The organism is Streptomyces sp. NPDC046931 (assembly GCF_040644655.1).
In the GTDB taxonomy this organism is placed as follows: domain Bacteria; phylum Actinomycetota; class Actinomycetes; order Streptomycetales; family Streptomycetaceae; genus Streptomyces.
In genome coordinates this window covers 1-15,609 of sequence record NZ_JBEYWX010000050.1, presented here as the reverse complement: position 1 = coordinate 15,609, position 15,609 = coordinate 1, and the positions used below count along the sequence as shown (strand labels likewise).

14 protein-coding genes and 1 pseudogene are annotated in these 15,609 nt (G+C 70.5%); 7 read left to right on the top strand and 8 right to left on the bottom strand.

Annotation, left to right across the window (positions count from 1 at the left end; genetic code table 11):
- Positions 1–130: 130 nt before the first annotated feature.
- Entirely contained in the window at positions 131–1,894 is a 1,764-nt protein-coding gene (gene argS / locus ABZ876_RS38815) for an arginine--tRNA ligase (RefSeq protein ID WP_361791065.1), read from the bottom strand.
- Between the two features lie 241 nt (positions 1,895–2,135).
- Here argS and lysS point away from each other — a divergent pair, with 241 nt between their 5' ends.
- Positions 2,136–3,878 carry a lysine--tRNA ligase gene (lysS, locus tag ABZ876_RS38810; protein WP_361791062.1) on the top strand — a complete coding sequence of 581 codons (1,743 nt, stop codon included), beginning with the start codon at positions 2,136–2,138 and terminating at the stop codon, positions 3,876–3,878.
- 126 nt (positions 3,879–4,004) lie between these two features.
- Here lysS and ABZ876_RS38805 read toward each other — a convergent pair whose 3' ends face one another.
- From ABZ876_RS38805 to ABZ876_RS38795, 3 genes are all read right to left on the bottom strand, one after another.
- The gene (locus ABZ876_RS38805; protein WP_361791071.1) at positions 4,005–5,285 is read right to left on the bottom strand and encodes a DUF2637 domain-containing protein; all 1,281 of its coding nucleotides are present in this window, start codon (positions 5,283–5,285) and stop codon (positions 4,005–4,007) included.
- A gap of 176 nt (positions 5,286–5,461) precedes the next feature.
- On the bottom strand, positions 5,462–6,451 hold the full coding sequence (locus ABZ876_RS38800) for a DUF3558 domain-containing protein (RefSeq protein ID WP_361791059.1): 990 nt from the start codon (positions 6,449–6,451) through the stop codon (positions 5,462–5,464).
- 110 nt (positions 6,452–6,561) lie between these two features.
- On the bottom strand, positions 6,562–7,464 hold the full coding sequence (locus ABZ876_RS38795; RefSeq protein ID WP_361791056.1) for a DUF3558 domain-containing protein: 903 nt from the start codon (positions 7,462–7,464) through the stop codon (positions 6,562–6,564).
- Between the two features lie 193 nt (positions 7,465–7,657).
- Between ABZ876_RS38795 and ABZ876_RS38790 the strand changes: the two genes are divergently transcribed.
- Positions 7,658–8,851 carry an RtcB family protein gene (locus tag ABZ876_RS38790; RefSeq protein ID WP_361791053.1) on the top strand — a complete coding sequence of 398 codons (1,194 nt, stop codon included), beginning with the start codon at positions 7,658–7,660 and terminating at the stop codon, positions 8,849–8,851.
- A gap of 27 nt (positions 8,852–8,878) precedes the next feature.
- Here ABZ876_RS38790 and ABZ876_RS38785 read toward each other — a convergent pair whose 3' ends face one another.
- The 3 genes from ABZ876_RS38785 to ABZ876_RS38775 form a co-directional block, all read right to left on the bottom strand.
- Positions 8,879–9,028 (bottom strand): hypothetical protein, encoded by a 150-nt coding sequence (locus ABZ876_RS38785; protein WP_361791050.1) that lies wholly within the window; start codon positions 9,026–9,028, stop codon positions 8,879–8,881.
- Positions 9,028–9,804 (bottom strand): SDR family NAD(P)-dependent oxidoreductase, encoded by a 777-nt coding sequence (locus ABZ876_RS38780; protein WP_361791047.1) that lies wholly within the window; start codon positions 9,802–9,804, stop codon positions 9,028–9,030. Before ABZ876_RS38780 ends, ABZ876_RS38785 begins: the two co-directional genes overlap by 1 nt.
- A gap of 114 nt (positions 9,805–9,918) precedes the next feature.
- On the bottom strand, positions 9,919–10,254 hold the full coding sequence (locus tag ABZ876_RS38775; RefSeq protein ID WP_361791044.1) for a YnfA family protein: 336 nt from the start codon (positions 10,252–10,254) through the stop codon (positions 9,919–9,921).
- Between the two features lie 147 nt (positions 10,255–10,401).
- On the opposite strand from ABZ876_RS38775, the gene ABZ876_RS38770 reads away from it, so the two are divergent.
- The 5 genes from ABZ876_RS38770 (at position 10,402) to ABZ876_RS38750 (ending at position 15,226) form a co-directional block, all read left to right on the top strand.
- Complete coding sequence (locus ABZ876_RS38770) at positions 10,402–10,857, top strand: hypothetical protein (RefSeq protein ID WP_361791041.1); 456 nt, start codon at positions 10,402–10,404, stop codon at positions 10,855–10,857.
- A 101-nt stretch (positions 10,858–10,958) separates the two neighbouring features.
- Entirely contained in the window at positions 10,959–12,065 is a 1,107-nt protein-coding gene (locus tag ABZ876_RS38765; protein ID WP_361791038.1) for an LLM class flavin-dependent oxidoreductase, read from the top strand.
- Positions 12,062–12,745 carry an FMN reductase gene (locus tag ABZ876_RS38760; RefSeq protein ID WP_361791035.1) on the top strand — a complete coding sequence of 228 codons (684 nt, stop codon included), beginning with the start codon at positions 12,062–12,064 and terminating at the stop codon, positions 12,743–12,745. Before ABZ876_RS38765 ends, ABZ876_RS38760 begins: the two co-directional genes overlap by 4 nt.
- Before the next feature lie 205 nt (positions 12,746–12,950).
- On the top strand, positions 12,951–13,661 hold the full coding sequence (locus tag ABZ876_RS38755) for a response regulator transcription factor (protein ID WP_361791032.1): 711 nt from the start codon (positions 12,951–12,953) through the stop codon (positions 13,659–13,661).
- Between the two features lie 116 nt (positions 13,662–13,777).
- Positions 13,778–15,226: a HAMP domain-containing sensor histidine kinase gene (locus tag ABZ876_RS38750; RefSeq protein ID WP_361791068.1), complete on the top strand. Its 1,449-nt coding sequence runs from the start codon at positions 13,778–13,780 to the stop codon at positions 15,224–15,226.
- Positions 15,227–15,389: 163 nt separating this feature from the next.
- On the opposite strand, the pseudogene ABZ876_RS38745 reads toward ABZ876_RS38750, so the two are convergent.
- Positions 15,390–15,609 (bottom strand): annotated as a pseudogene (locus ABZ876_RS38745) (amino acid transporter); the annotation flags it as partial.

Genomic DNA, 15,609 nt, shown 5'->3' with positions numbered 1-15,609 from the left:
CGCACCCGCATCAGCCACTTCGCAGCACTTCGCCCCGCCGACCAAGAAGCGGCCAGCGGGGCGAAGTGCCCGGCCCCGAATTAACCAACAGCGTCGGGAAGGTCCGGCGGGGCCGCGTCACGCAGGGAGCTCAGAGCCGCTCAGGCGTCCTGATGCCCAGCAGGGCCATGCCCTCGTGCAGCGTGCGGGCCGTGACCTCGGACAGGAACAGGCGGTTCTCCGCGACGTCCTTCGGCGGCGCCGGCTTGATCACCGGGCACTTGTCGTAGAACGACGTGAAGAGCGACGCCAGCTGGTAGAGGTACGCGGCCAGCTTGTGCGGGGCGTACTCCGCCGCCGCCTCCGCGACCGTCTCCGCGAACTGGTCCACGTGCAGACCGAGCGCCCGCTCCGCGTCCGCCAGGGCCAGCTCCGGGTGCGCGGCCGGGCGTACCTCGCCGGCCTTGCGCAGGATCGACTGGATACGGGCGTACGCGTACTGGAGGTACACCGACGTGTCGCCGTTCAGCGACACCATCTGGTCCAGGTCGAACTTGTAGTCGCGGTTCGCCGACGTCGACAGGTCCGCGTACTTCACCGCGCCGATGCCCACCTGGGCGCCGCGTTCGGCGATCTCCTCCTCGGACAGGTCCTGCGCCTTCTCCCGTACGACGGCGGAGGCGCGGTCGATCGCCTCGTCCAGGAGGTCGACCAGCCGGATCGTCTCGCCCTCACGGGTCTTGAACGGCTTGCCGTCCTTGCCGAGGACCGTGCCGAAGGCGAGCTGGTACGCCGTCACGTCGTCGTTCAGCCAGCCGGCCCGCCGCGCGGTCTCGAAGACCATCTTGAAGTGCAGCGACTGGCGGGCGTCCACGACGTAGATGATCGAGTTCGCCTTGAGGTTGAAGACGCGGTCGCGGATCGCGGAGAGGTCCGTCGCCGCGTAGCCGTAGCCGCCGTCGGACTTCTGGACGATCAGCGGGACCGGGTTGCCGTCCGGGCCCTTGACGTCGTCGAAGAACACGCAGAGCGCGCCCTCGGAGCGGACCGCCACGCCGGACTCCTCCAGGAGGCGGCAGGTCTCCTCGAGCATGTCGTTGTAGCCGGACTCGCCGACGATGTCGGGGTCCCGGATCTCCATGTCGAGCTTCTCGAAGACGGAGAAGAAGTAGATCTTCGACTCGTCGACGAACTTCTGCCACATCTGAAGCGTGCGCGGGTCGCCGGCCTGGAGGTCGACCACCCGGCGGCGGGCACGCGTCTTGAACTCCTCGTCGGAGTCGAAGAGCTTGCGCGCTGCCTTGTAGAGGCGGTCGAGGTTCGACATGGCCTCCTCGCCGGTGACCTCGGCGGCCTTGTGGTCCAGCTCGTGCGGGTGCTCGTCCAGGTACTGGATGAGCATGCCGAACTGGGTGCCCCAGTCGCCGATGTGGTGGCGGCGGATCACCGTCTCACCGGTGAACTCCAGCAGCTTGACCACGGAGTCGCCGATCACCGCGGAGCGCAGATGGCCGACGTGCATCTCCTTCGCCACGTTCGGCTGGGCGTAGTCGATGACCGTGGTGCCCGGCTTCTCCGCGAACGGCACACCGAGGCGGCCCTCGGGGTCGGCGGCGCGCGCGGCGAGGTTCCCGGTGATCGCCTTGTCGGTGACCGTGATGTTGAGGAAGCCGGGCCCGGAGACCTCGATGTCCTTGATCACCTCACCGGTGACGACATGGGAGACGACCTGGGTCGCCAGCTCCCGCGGGTTCGCCTTCGCCTTCTTCGCCAGCGCCAGGATCCCGTTGGCCTGGTAGTCCGCCCGGTCGCTTCGTCGCAGCAGCGGGTCCGCGCCGGCCTCCGGCAGGGTGGCCGAGAGGGCGTTGGCGAGGTGCTGGTGGACGGAGGCGGTGAGGGACGTGACCGAGGCCATGGGGTGGGTGCCGTTCTCCTCGTGCGTACGGATAGATGTGGCCAGTATCCCATGGGGGGTAAAGCGGTTTTTCCGTATGCGGTCGTGCGGGTGCGAGCACCGGCCGTGCCGCGCGTGCGGCGACGCGCAGGTAAGAGCTTGAAAAGCGGTTTTCGTGGATGCGGTCCCGGCAGGGACAATGGATCGGACAGCTGTGTGACCGTGCAGCTGGTCCTGAGGAACTCCGGAAAAAAAAGAGGACGTGCCGATCGTGGCTCAGAGCACCGAGACCACCGACTGGGTCTCCCGTTTCGCGGATGAGGTCATCGAGGAGTCGGAGCGCCGGGCCCCGGGCAAACCGGTCGTCGTCGCGTCCGGGCTCTCCCCCTCCGGGCCCATCCACCTGGGCAACCTGCGGGAGGTCATGACGCCCCACCTCGTCGCCGACGAGATCCGGCGGCGCGGGTACACGGTGCGCCACGTGCTGTCCTGGGACGACTACGACCGATACCGCAAGGTCCCCTTCGGTGTGTCGGGCGTCGACGAGTCCTGGGCCGAGCACATCGGCAAGCCGCTGACCTCCGTACCCGCCCCGAAGGGCTCCCCGTACCCGAGCTGGGCGGAGCACTTCAAGGCCGCGATGGTCGAGTCGCTGGCGGAGCTGGGCGTCGAGTACGACGGCATCAGCCAGACGGAGCAGTACACCTCCGGCGTCTACCGCGAGCAGGTCCTCTTCGCGATGAAGCACCGCGGAGAGATCGACGCCGTTCTCGCGCAGTACCGGACCAAGCCGAAGGCCGCCGGGAAGAAGCAGCAGAAGCCCGTCGACGAGGCCGAGCTGGAGGCCGAGGAGGGCTCCGGCGCCGCCGCCGAGGACGACGGCAGTTCCGGCTCCGCCGGGTACTTCCCGTACAAGCCCTACTGCGGTCAGTGCGGCAAGGACTTCACCACCGTCACCGCGTACGACGACGACACCACCGAGATGACGTACTCGTGCTCGGCGTGCGGCTTCTCCGAGACGGTGCGGCTTTCCGAGTTCAACCGCGGCAAGCTGGTCTGGAAGGTCGACTGGCCCATGCGCTGGGCCTACGAGGGCGTCGTCTTCGAGCCCTCCGGCGTCGACCACTCCTCCCCGGGCTCCAGCTTCCAGGTCGGCGGGCAGATCGTCGGGATCTTCGGCGGCAAGCAGCCCATCGGCCCGATGTACGCCTTCGTCGGCATCAGCGGCATGGCCAAGATGTCCAGCAGCAAGGGCGGGGTCCCGACCCCGGCCGACGCCCTCCAGATCATGGAGCCCCAGCTGCTGCGCTGGCTCTACGCCCGCCGCAGGCCCAACCAGTCCTTCAAGATCGCCTTCGACCAGGAGATCCAGCGGCTCTACGACGAGTGGGACAAGCTGGCGGGCAAGGTCGCCGACGGGTCGGCGCTGCCCGGGGATGTGGCCGCGTACACCCGGGCCGTCGGTACCGCCGCCCGTGAGCTGCCGCGCACCCCGCGCCCGCTGCCCTACCGCACCCTCGCCTCCGTCGCCGACATCACCGCCGGCCACCAGGACCAGGCACTGCGGATCCTGTCCGACCTCGACCCGGCCAACCCGCTCGGCTCCCTCGACGAGGTCCGGCCGCGGTACGACCGGGCCGAGTCCTGGATCAACACCCAGGTCCCGGCGGACCAGCGCACCATCGTCCGCGACGAACCGGACGTCGAGCTGCTCAAGTCCCTCGACGAGCAGGCACAGCAGTCGCTGCGGCTGCTGCTCGACGGCCTCGAGGAACACTGGTCGCTGGACGGGCTCACCCACCACGTGTACGGCGTGCCCAAGGTCCAGGCCGGGTTCTCCGCCGACGCGACCCCCAAGGAGCTGCCCCCGGAGATCAAGACCGCCCAGCGGTCGTTCTTCGCGCTGCTCTACCACCTGCTCGTCGGCCGTGACACCGGCCCGCGGCTGCCCACGCTGCTGCTCGCGGTGGGGCAGGACCGGGTCCGTAAGCTGCTCGGGGAGTGAACCCGGCAAGAGGCCCCCGTACGTTCTTCGCGTACGGGGGCCTCTTGCGCTACGTGGTGTGCTTCACGCGGTCCGCTTCGCGCGGCTGCTTCACGCGGTTCGCTTCTCGCTTCTCGCTTCACGCGGTCATGCGATGTGGTCCTCTTGCAGTTCCGCGGTGTGGCGGTTGGTGAACCGGTTGACCATGCGCTTGGCCTCCTCCGCGGGGAGGCTGATGCGGAACTCGGCCTCGACGTTGTCGCTGAACTCGCGCGGGGTCGGGTAGCTGCCGTTGATCGACTGCTTGAAGACCTGGTAGTACGACTCCTCGCCCGGCTCCGGCGCGCCGCCGCCCTCGCCCAGCTCACGGGTCCGGTTGCCGGTGACGGGGATGGGGAAGCTGCCGGTCTCCTCCCCGGAGGGCTCCTGCGGCTGCCCCGGGACCGCGGCCTGGAACTGCTGCGGCTGCCCCGGGCCCTGGACCTGGTACTGCTGCTGCTCCTCGTACCACTGCCAGTGCTCTTCCTCGGGCTCGTAGGAAGGCTCCGGTTCGAACGAGGGGTCGTAGCCGCCGTGGTACTCGACCTGCGGCGGGGCGGTGAACCACGGGCTCTGCTCGGGGTCCGGCACCGACGCCTGCGGGCCGCCACCCAGCTGGGGGCGCGGTCCGCCGCCGGGCGCCGCCTTCTGCGGGACGGCCGCCGCCCCACCGGCAGCACCGCCCCCGGCCGCCACGGCCTGCGGGGCCGGCGGTATCAGCGCCGGTTCTATGCCCGCCGCCGCCAGACCCGCCGCGGCCGTCTCCATCAGCGGTACGCCGTAGCGGGCGAGCCGCAGCGGCATCAGCGACTCCACCGGGGCCTTGCGGCGCCAGGCGCGGCCGAAGCGGGAGCGCAGGCGGGCCTGGTAGACGAGACGTTCCTGCTCCAGCTTGATCACCTGGTCGTAGGAGCGCAGCTCCCACAGCTTCATCCGGCGCCACAGCAGGAACGTGGGAACGGGCGACAGCAGCCAGCGGGTCAGCCGGACGCCCTCCATGTGCTTGTCCGCCGTGATGTCCGCGATCCGGCCGATCGCGTGGCGCGCCGCCTCGACCGCGACCACGAACAGCACCGGGATCACCGCGTGCATGCCCACGCCCAGCGGGTCCGGCCAGGCCGCCGCACCGTTGAACGCGATCGTCGCCGCCGTCAGCAGCCACGCCGTCTGACGCAGCAGCGGGAAGGGAATGCGGATCCAGGTCAGCAGCAGGTCCAGGGCCAGCAGGACGCAGATGCCCGCGTCGATGCCGATCGGGAAGACATAACTGAAGTTCCCGAAACCCTTCTTGATGGCCAGCTCACGGACGGCCGCGTACGAGCCCGCAAAGCCGATTCCGGCGATGATGACGGCACCGGTGACGACCACGCCGATGAGAATCCGGTGCATCCGTGTCAGCTGCAGTGGCGCGGCCACCTGTACTCCCCTCCCGTTGCGTGTTGTTGCGCGCAACAGGGTGGCACATGTGTGCGGCGCACGCGTGGCCGGTGTGCCGGAGCCCGGTCCGCACGGGACCGGGCTCCGGCAACTTCCCTGGTGGAGCGCGGAGTCGAACCCCGGCCGGGTCAGCTCTTCTTCGAGGCCGACGCGGACGGGGACGCCTTCTTCGACGGACTCGCGGACGCGCCCTTGGACGGGGAAGCCGACTTCGACGGGGAGGCACTCCCCGACGCCCCCTGCGCCGGAGACGAGCCCGCCCCGGCGCCGCGGTTCGCCGCGGCGACCGAGGCCACCGCCTCCTTGACGGCCTTCTCCGCCGCCTTCGCCAGGTCGTCCGCGTCCGGCGTCTTCTCACCGGCCAGACCGGCGCCGTTGTAGTCGAGGGTGATGACGACGTTTTCCGCCCGCACCACGACCGTCTCCTGCTTGAAGGCGCCTTCCTTCTTCTTCAGGTCGTAACGCACCGCCGTGGCCTGGTCGCCCACCCCGGAGACCGGTTGCGACGCCGTGTTCTTCGCGCCCTCCACGGACTGCGCGTCCCGCACCTGCCTGCCGAAGTACTCCTGTGCGAGCTTGTCGCCGTCACCGCGCGCGGCGTCCGACTCGAAGCGCAGCAGGGAGACGTTCAGCCAGCGGAACTGGGAGCCCTTGACACCGTTGTTCTGGAGGCTGCTCCACGAGCAGCTGGAACGCGTCCCCGTGTCGTCCGAGGCGCCCTGCTTGCCGGACTTGGCCCCCTTCGGCACCAGATCGCCCAGGGTCTTCCCGGACAGGACGGCGCACGGCTTCGGCAGCGTCGTGTACGCGGCCGGCCGCACCGCGTCCGTCGAGGCGCTCTTCGAGGGCTGCGCACCCGCGGTCTGCTGCTTCTGCGCCTGCTGCTTGGCGTCGCCGCCCGAGCCGGAACCGGAGTCCGAGGAACAGCCGGCGGCGACGAGTACCGCCGGAACGGCCGCCGCGCAGACGAGCAGGCGGCGCAGGCGCGCACCCGGCCGGCCCGGCCACCGGCCGCCCCGAACGCCCTGATCGTGCTGATCTCTCCCCCACTGCCTATACGGCGTGGGAGGTACCCCCATGTCTCGCTGTGCAGGTCGGTGCATGGTTCCTTCACTCATGACGCTCGTGGATCGTGCGGTCGGATCGGGTCCGAGGGGCCACGGTACGCGGTGGGGACGCATGCGGTGCGAGGTTCGGTTCCTCGGCGGAGGCGGACACCAGGGGTGCCTCAGTCGAGCGAACCCGCCAGCTGCTGGGCCAGTTTCCGGGCCTTGTCCTGCATGTCCTCGCTGCTCGGGGCGCTTCCGGCGGCGGCCGGCTGCTCGTCGTACTGGATGGTCACGATCACGTTGGACGTGCGGAACACCACAGTCACCGTGCGCTGCTGGGAGGTGCTCAGCTGGTCGTCGAGGAACGCCTCGTCGCCCAGATCGTCGAGCGTGCGGGGCTGGAGATCGTCCTCGGCGCCGTCGGCGGACGGGCTTCCGGAGGCGGACGCGGGGCCGGAGGCGGACGTGGAGGCGGAAGGGGAGGCCGAGGAGGCGGCGCCGGCGTTTGCGGACTTCCCGCCGCCCGCGGAAGCGGATGCGGAGCCGGAGCCGGAAGCAGAGACGGAACCAGAAGCAGAGCGGGAAGCGGAAGGGGAGCCGGTGGCGGACGCCGAACCCGAACCGGAAACCGGCTCGGGCAGATCCGCGGCCTGCTCCTTGGAGGCGTAGACCTCATGGGCGCGGTCGTCGTCGCTGACCGTGTTGTCGTACGACACCACCCGCTCGAAGTCGACGAACAGATGGTCCGTGGCAGCGGCCGACTCCGCCTTCCAGCGGCAGCCGGAGCGACGGTCGTTGTTGTACGTCAGCGCGGCATCGCCCTGGTAGGTGGCGTCGCGCTGGGTCTGGTCCGTTATCTGCTGGATGCCCGGAAGGAGCGAGTCGAGGGAGCCGTGGTTCACCGCGCCGCAGGCGTCGGAGAGAGTCCGGTACTTGCCGGGCTCGGCGGTGGCGGCGCTCGCGGTGGGGTCGCCGGCCTTGGAGTCCTCCGCCGCGCCACCGCTCCCGGAGCCCGAGGTGCAGGCGGTCAGCAGTGCCGCGAGGAGCACGGCGGCGCCCGGTACATACGCCTTCCGCTGCACGGTGAGGCCCCTCTCGACGGTTCGGCGGGCATGGGAGCCCGCGGCTTAATCGGTTGCCGCCGGGGGCGGCTACCCGGAGACAATGTGTATCGCACGCACTGCCGTGAACGCCGGTCCGTTGTCCTATACGTCGACCTTGGCACCGGTTTTGCGATCAATGACTTATGTGTTTTTTCGGGGGAAAGAGGCTGCTATGTCGTATGTAGAGGTGCCGGGCGCCCAGGTTCCGATCCGTATGTGGACGGACCCGGGGACGGTCGAGGGCGCCGCGATGCAGCAGCTGCAGAATGTGGCGACGCTGCCGTGGATCCGCGGCCTCGCGGTGATGCCGGACGTCCACTACGGCAAGGGCGCGACGGTCGGCTCGGTCATCGCGATGCGGGACGCCGTGTGCCCGGCGGCGGTCGGGGTGGACATCGGCTGCGGAATGTCGGCGGTCAGGACGTCCCTGACGGCGAACGACCTCCCCGGCGACCTCTCCCGCCTGCGCTCGAGGATCGAGCAGGCGATCCCGGTCGGCCGGGGCATGCACGAGGACCCCGTCGACCCGGGCCGCTTCCACGGGGTGGCCACCGCGGGGTGGGACGACTTCTGGGGGCGGTTCGACGGGGTGGCCGAGGCGGTCAGGTTCCGTCACGATCGCGCCGAAAAGCAGATGGGAACGCTTGGATCCGGGAACCATTTTGTCGAAGTCTGTCTGGATGGCGACGGATCGATCTGGCTGATGCTCCACTCCGGTTCCCGGAACATCGGCAAGGAGCTGGCCGAACACCACATCGGTGTGGCTCAGGGGCTTCCGCACAACCAGGGTCTGATCGACCGCGACCTGGCGGTCTTCGTCGCGGACACCCCCCAGATGGGGGCATACCGCAATGACCTGTACTGGGCGCAGGAGTACGCACAGTACAACCGGACGCTGATGATGGCGCTCCTGAAGGACGTGATCCGTAAGGAGTTCAAGAAGGCCAAGCCGACCTTCGAGCCCGAGATCTCGTGCCATCACAACTATGTGAGCGAGGAGCGGTACGGGGGCGTGGACCTGCTCGTCACGCGCAAGGGTGCGATCAGCGCCAGGGCCGGGGAGTACGGCATCATCCCGGGTTCCATGGGCACCGGTTCGTACATCGTGAAGGGGCTCGGCAACGAGAAGTCCTTCAACTCGGCGTCGCACGGCGCGGGCCGGCGCATGAGCCGCAACGCGGCGAAGCGTCGCTTCACGTCGAAGGACCTGGAGGAGCAGACACGCGGTGTGGAGTGCCGCAAGGACTTCGGTGTCGTGGACGAGATCCCGGGCGCCTACAAGCCCATCGAGCAGGTCATCGAGCAGCAGAGCGACCTCGTGGAGGTCGTGGCGAAGCTGAAGCAGATCGTCTGCGTGAAGGGCTGACACGACGGGCCCGGCCGTGCGCCGGGCTCACTTGGCGTGCTTCACCGCGTAGATCATCACGAACGCCACGATGTGGATGCCGAAGAGGAAGTACGCCAGGTAGTACCAGACGTAGCGTTCGCGCTTCTTCTCCAGGGACAGGCGGTCCTGTTCCGCGGTGCGGTCCGGGTCGCTCATCACAGGTCCCGGTGGACCTTGGTGTTGGACGCCTGGGCCCGGGGCCGGACCACCAGGAGGTCGACGTTGACGTGGCTGGGGCGGGTGACCGCCCAGGTGATCGCGTCGGCCACGTCGTCCGCCGTCAGGGGTTCGGCGACGCCCTCGTACACCTTCGCCGCCTTCGCCGTGTCGCCGCCGAAGCGGGTCAGCGCGAACTCCTCCGTCTTCACCATGCCGGGGGCGATCTCGACCACCCGTACCGGCGTGCCGACGATCTCCAGGCGGAGGGTCTCGGCGAGGACGTGCTCGGCGTGCTTGGCGGCGACATAGCCCCCGCCGCCCTCGTAGGTGCCGTGGCCGGCGGTGGAGGAGACGACCACCACGGTGCCGTCGCCGCTCGCCGTCAGCGCGGGGAGCAGGGCCTGGGTGATGTTCAGGGTGCCGAGCACGTTCGTCTCGTACATCCGGCGCCAGTCCTCGGGGTCGCCGGTGGCGACCGGGTCGGCGCCGAGCGCGCCGCCCGCGTTGTTCACCAGGACGCCGATGGTCCGGAAAGCCGTGGCGAACTCGTCGACCGCCGCCCGGTCCGTGACGTCCAGCGCATACGCCGTCGCCGAGTGGCCCGCCGCGGTCAGTTCCTCCGCGAGCGCCTCGATACGGTCCTTGCGGCGGGCGGTGAGGACCACCCGGTAACCGGCGGCGGCGAGCTGCCGGGCCGTCGCGGCGCCGATGCCGCTGCTCGCGCCCGTGACGACGGCGATGCGGGAGACGGCGGAGGGTGCTGCGGCGGTCATGGCGAGGCTCCTCGGACGGCGGACTCGAAGCTGTGGTGCCGCACTCGGTGGTGCGGGCGACGTGCGCCCAGGATAGGTCGCGGGGCGGACGGTGGGCTCGAGCGCCCGGGGTGGTCAGTGTCCCCGGGGCGCCCACATGATGACGGCCATCCCGGCCAGGCAGATCAGCGCGCCGGTGACGTCCCAGCGGTCCGGGCGATAGCCGTCCGCGACCATGCCCCAGGCGAGGGAGCCGGCCACGAAGACGCCGCCGTACGCGGCGAGGACACGGCCGAAGTGTGCGTCCGGCTGGAAGGTGGCGACGAAGCCGTAGACGCCGAGCGCCATGACGCCCGCGCCGATCCACAGCCAGCCGCGGTGTTCGCGCAGGCCCTGCCAGACGAGCCAGGCCCCGCCGATCTCGAAGAGCGCGGCGACGACGAAGAGGGCGGCGGAGCGGAGCACCAGCATGCGGCCACCTTCGCACGGGGGCCTTCCCCGGTCTTCATCGGCCGCCGCCATGTCCTGGCGGGCGGGTCACCTGCCCGGCGGTGCCTTACGCAACGCACACGTGGGATACATGCGGTGATGCGCGGGCCGATATGGAGGAAAGTGACGATGAGGAAGTGGATTGCCGGCGCGCTGGGTGCGGCCGTCGTGGTGGGTGGGGGCCTGCCGGCCGTGGCTCTGGGCGCCGAGCCCGGTCTCACCTATCACGGGTACGTGACCATGGGCCGGGGTGAGGTGAACGTCCGGCTCACCCCGTGGAACCACTCACCGTCCGGCGTCAAGGGCGCCACCGTGCGGCTGCGCTGGTCCAAGCGGCTGTCGGACCAGCAGGTGTTGCCGGGAGCCTGTGCGCGGTTCGACGCGAGCACGGTGCTGTGCCGCACGGGGGCGATCGTCCCGATGGGCCGGGGCAGGGAGATTCATCTGCGGGTGCGTCTCGCCGACACGTCGACCGACGAGGTGCGAGTGGAGATCGACTCCCTGGGGGGCGGCGGCGCGGCGGACCGCAACCCGGCCACCCAGCAGGTGCTGGTCCTGGGGACGGGGGACCGGTACGCCTTCTGAGGGCGTCCGGCCACCGGGTGAGGGGATCCGGAATACCTGGAGAGGCGGTGTCGTTCGGAGGTGTAGTTGAAACGTAAACCACCTGGAGGGTGTGAGCGAGCATGCAGTTCGGGATCTTCAGCGTCGGCGACGTCACCCCGGACCCGACCACGGGCCGTACCCCGACCGAACGCGAGCGGATCAAGGCCATGGTCGCGATCGCGCTCAAGGCCGAGGAGGTCGGCCTGGACGTCTTCGCGACCGGCGAGCACCACAATCCGCCGTTCGTGCCGTCGTCGCCGACCACGATGCTCGGCTACGTGGCCGCCAAGACGGAGAAGCTGATCCTCTCCACCTCCACCACCCTCATCACCACCAACGACCCGGTGAAGATCGCCGAGGACTACGCGATGCTCCAGCACCTCGCGGACGGCCGGGTGGACCTGATGATGGGGCGCGGCAACACCGGCCCGGTCTATCCCTGGTTCGGTCAGGACATCCGCCAGGGCATCGACCTCGCCATCGAGAACTACGCCCTGCTGCACCGGCTGTGGCGCGAGGACGTGGTGAACTGGGAGGGCAAGTTCCGTACGCCGCTCCAGGGCTTCACCTCCACCCCGCGCCCGATGGACGGGGTCCCGCCGTTCGTCTGGCACGGCTCGATCCGGTCGCCCGAGATCGCCGAGCAGGCCGCGTACTACGGCGACGGCTTCTTCCACAACAACATCTTCTGGCCGGCCGACCACACCAAGCGGATGGTCGAGTTCTACCGGACGCGGTACGCCCACTACGGCCACGGCACCCCGGAGCAGGCGATCGTCGGTCTGGGCGGACAGGTGTTCATGCGGAAGAACTCCCAGGACGCGGTGCGCGAGTTCCGGCCGTACTTCGACAACGCACCCGTCTACGGACACGGCCCGTCCCTGGAGGACTTCACCGACCAGACCCCGCTCACCGTCGGCTCGCCGCAGCAGGTGATCGAGAAGACGCTGGGCTTCCGCGAGTACGCCGGTGACTACCAGCGCCAGCTGTTCCTGATGGACCACGCCGGACTCCCGCTGAAGACCGTGCTCGAGCAGATCGACATGCTCGGCGAGCAGGTCGTGCCGGTGCTTCGCGAGGAGTTCGCGAAGGGCCGTCCGGCCACCACGCCACAAGCGCCGACCCACCGGTCGCTGCTCGCCGCCGCGCAGGAGCCGACGGCCGGGGAAGGGGCGAGCGCCGCATGAAACTCGTCGTGGTCTCGGCGGGGCTGAGCGTCCCGTCCTCCACGCGGCTGCTGGCCGACCGGCTGGCCGCGGCCGTGGAGCGGCAGGCTCCCGTCGACGTCCAGGTGGTCGAGCTGCGCACCCTCGCCGTGGAGATCGCGCACAACTTCACCAACGGCTTCCCGGGGCGTGCGCTGGCCGCCGCCCTGGAGGCGGTGACCGAGGCCGACGGGCTGGTCGTGGTCACGCCGGTGTTCTCCGCGTCGTACAGCGGGCTGTTCAAGTCGTTCTTCGACGTGCTCGACAAGGACGCGCTGGAGGGCAAGCCGGTCCTGATCGCGGCGACCGGCGGCAGCGCCCGGCACTCGCTGGTGCTGGACCACGCCCTGCGCCCGCTCTTCTCCTACCTGCGGGCCGTGGTCGCCCCGACCGGCGTCTACGCGGCCTCGGAGGACTGGGGCGCGGAGGGCCTGCCCGAGCGGATCGAACGCGCCGCGGGCGAACTGGCGCTGCTGATGAGCGCGGGGGCGCCACGGCAGCCGGGGGGCTCGGTGGCGGGGGCCGCCGGTTCGGTGGCGCTGCCGGTCGGGGCCGTGCCCGAGCCCGCCCGGTCCGTGGCCGCCGGTTCCGGGGCCAAGGCCGCCGACTCCGGGTTCCGGGTGATCCCGTTCGAGGAGCAGCTGGCCGCGCTGCGGGGTTAGCCGTCCAGGGGCGGCCGGGCTGCGGCCCGGCCGCCTGTGAACCCTCGCGGGACCGACGTGACGTACGCGATGTACGTGCCGTAATCCGCGCGCCGGCCAGGCCGGGTAAACCGCCACGCCCACAGCGGTGAGAGGCGGGTAAGAAGCCCGCCCGTGGCACCGTCCAGCCGGTGGTGCAACGCGCTGGCCTTGGCAGACTGGTGGGGTGACCCAGACAGTGCTGCTCGCCGAGGACGACCGCGCCATCCGTCATGCCCTGGAACGCGCGCTGACGCTGGAGGGTTACAAGGTGACCGCCGTGGCCGACGGGGTCGAGGCCATCGCCCAGGCCCATCGCACCCAGCCCGACGTGCTTGTCCTCGATGTGATGATGCCCGGCATCGACGGTCTCCAGGTGTGCCGGGTGCTGCGTGCCGAGGGCGACCGCACCCCGATCCTGATGCTCACCGCCCTGGTGGAGACCGCCGACCGGATCGCGGGACTGGACGCGGGCGCCGACGACTACGTCGTCAAGCCGTTCGACGTCGAGGAAGTCTTCGCCCGGCTGCGCGCCCTGCTGCGCCGCACCAACGGCTCCGCCTTCGAGGCTCCCAAGGAGGAGGAGAAGGTTCCCCCCGGCCAGGTCTCCGTCGCCGGGCTGCGCATGGATGTGCAGGCCCGTCGCGCCTGGCGCGGCGAGCGGGAGCTGGAACTCACCCGGACCGAGTTCGACCTGCTGGAACTGCTGGCCCGCAACGCCGGCATCGTCCTGGACCACGCCACCATCTACGACCGTATCTGGGGCTACGACTTCGGCCCCGGCTCCAAGAACCTCGCCGTCTACGTGGGCTATCTGCGGCGCAAGCTCGACGAGCCGGGGGCACCGGCCCTCATCCACACGGTGCGCGGCGTGGGGTATGTACTGAGGGAGGACTAGTGCCTCCACCACCGGACCCGCGCGCCGAGGACGGCGCCGGGAGGGGCATGCGCCTGTGGCGGCGGCTGCCGGTCGGACTGCGCCGGCGGCTGCGGCTGCGGTCCCGGCTGCGCCGGATGTCGTCGCTGCGGACCACCTTCACCCTGTCGTTCGCGGCCGTGGCCGCCGGCGTCACCGTCCTGGTCGGCTTCCTCAGCTACGACGCCGCCGCCCGGCTGGTGCGGGTTGATCAGCAGACGGTGTTCGCGCAGGTCGTGGCCGATCTGCGGGACCAGGTCAGTCAGAAGCAGCTGATGCCGGGCGACTTCGCCGTCTCCGACAAGGACAACGACACCGCGCGCGACGACATCATCCGGCCCAGTCGCACGGTGGTGCAGGTGCTCGGGCCCGGCGGTTCGGTCGTCGACCACTCCAACCCGCCGCTGCCCGTCGGCGGCGACGACCGGCGGATCGCCGAGAACGCCACCGCGGGCAAGCGGGTCGAGCACACGAACGTCAGCGTCGGCGGCGACGTCTACCGCGTCGCGACCGTGGCGCTCGGCAGAGGCCAGGGCGCGGTGCAGGTCGCCCAGGAGCTCAGCAGCACCGAGGACCTGCTGCGCAGCCTTCAGCAGCGCACCGCCCTGCTGATGGGAGCGGTGGTGATCGCGGCTGGACTGTTCGGCTGGTGGCTGGCGCGGCGGATCACCGGGCGGCTGGTACGGCTCGCCGGTGCCGCCGAGGGCGTGGCGCGCACCCGGCGGCTCGGCGTCCAGGTCCCGGTCACCGGGAACGACGAGGTGGCCCGTCTAGGCCGCTCGTTCGACCGTATGCTCGGGCGGCTCGCCCAGTCGGAGGAGGACCAGCGGCGTCTGGTGCAGGACGCGGGTCATGAGCTGCGCACGCCGCTGACGTCCCTGCGGACCAACATCTCGCTGCTGCGCCGTATCGACGAGCTGCCGGCCGCCGCCCGTGAGGAACTGGTCGCCGACCTGGCCCAGGAGTCCCGCGAGCTGACCGACCTGGTGAACGAGCTGGTCGACCTGGCGGCCGGCCAGTCGGACACGGAACCGGTGCAGCGGCTGATCCTCGCGGACATCGCCGAGGACGCGGCGACGATCGCCCGGCGGCGCACGGGCCGGCAGGTCGTGGTGCGCACCACGGGTGACACCACGGTCGACGGCCGCGCCACGGCGTTGCAGCGGGCGTTTTCCAACCTCGTGGAGAACGCGGCCAAGTTCGACCGGGACGGCAAGGCGCCGATCGAGATCGCCGTCATGGGTCCGGTGCACCCGCCCCAGCTGGCGGACTCCGACGAGCCGGACACCGGGCCGCCGCTGGGCAGCGTGCGCGTCGAGGTCCTCGATCGCGGACCCGGCATCGAGGAGGGCGACCTCATGCGCGTCTTCGACCGCTTCTACCGGGCCGCGGATGCCAGGAGCCTGCCCGGCTCCGGTCTCGGCCTGGCGATCGTGCGGGACGTGGCGACGTCGCACGGGGGAGCGCCGTTCGCCTCCCGGCGCGAGGGCGGGGGATCGGTGATCGGGTTCACGATCGGCGGAGGAGCCGCGCACACCGGCGAGTGACCTGGTATCCGCGGCCGTACCCGCGCCCGGGCGGGTCGTCGTCGGGTAGCGGCGGAGTCGTCGTCGGGTAGCGGCGGGTCGTCCTCGGGTAGGGCGGGGGCGTCGTCCGGCAGGGCACGTCGTCCGGCAGATCGTCGGGCGAGTCGGCTCCTCGGGCGGGTGGTCAGCCGACGTGGACGCGTGGCCGGCGCCTGCGGTCGGGTTCCGCCTCGCGCAGCACCTCCCGGGTCACCGGGGCCACCTCGCCCTGGCCGAAGAGGAAGAACCGCAGGAAGTTGGCGAACGGATTGCCCTCGGTCCACTCGAAGTAGATGTGCGGAAGGCAGCCCGTGGTGTCGCGGACGTGGAGCAGCAGGGCGGCGAGGGCGTTGGGGATGGAGGAC

What these genes read in the sequence shown, in the direction of transcription:
- argS (WP_361791065.1), bottom strand. Translation starts at nt 1,894, where the DNA reads ATGGCCTCGGTCACGTCCCTCACCGCCTCCGTCCACCAGCACCTCGCC.
- ABZ876_RS38760 (WP_361791035.1), top strand. Translation starts at nt 12,062, where the DNA reads ATGAAACTCGTCGTGGTCTCGGCGGGGCTGAGCGTCCCGTCCTCCACG.
- ABZ876_RS38780 (WP_361791047.1), bottom strand. Translation starts at nt 9,804, where the DNA reads ATGACCGCCGCAGCACCCTCCGCCGTCTCCCGCATCGCCGTCGTCACG.
- ABZ876_RS38750 (WP_361791068.1), top strand. Translation starts at nt 13,778, where the DNA reads ATGTCGTCGCTGCGGACCACCTTCACCCTGTCGTTCGCGGCCGTGGCC.
- ABZ876_RS38765 (WP_361791038.1), top strand. Translation starts at nt 10,959, where the DNA reads ATGCAGTTCGGGATCTTCAGCGTCGGCGACGTCACCCCGGACCCGACC.
- ABZ876_RS38800 (WP_361791059.1), bottom strand. Translation starts at nt 6,451, where the DNA reads ATGAGTGAAGGAACCATGCACCGACCTGCACAGCGAGACATGGGGGTA.
- ABZ876_RS38805 (WP_361791071.1), bottom strand. Translation starts at nt 5,285, where the DNA reads ATGCACCGGATTCTCATCGGCGTGGTCGTCACCGGTGCCGTCATCATC.
- ABZ876_RS38770 (WP_361791041.1), top strand. Translation starts at nt 10,402, where the DNA reads ATGAGGAAGTGGATTGCCGGCGCGCTGGGTGCGGCCGTCGTGGTGGGT.
- ABZ876_RS38790 (WP_361791053.1), top strand. Translation starts at nt 7,658, where the DNA reads ATGTCGTATGTAGAGGTGCCGGGCGCCCAGGTTCCGATCCGTATGTGG.
- ABZ876_RS38775 (WP_361791044.1), bottom strand. Translation starts at nt 10,254, where the DNA reads ATGCTGGTGCTCCGCTCCGCCGCCCTCTTCGTCGTCGCCGCGCTCTTC.
- ABZ876_RS38785 (WP_361791050.1), bottom strand. Translation starts at nt 9,028, where the DNA reads ATGAGCGACCCGGACCGCACCGCGGAACAGGACCGCCTGTCCCTGGAG.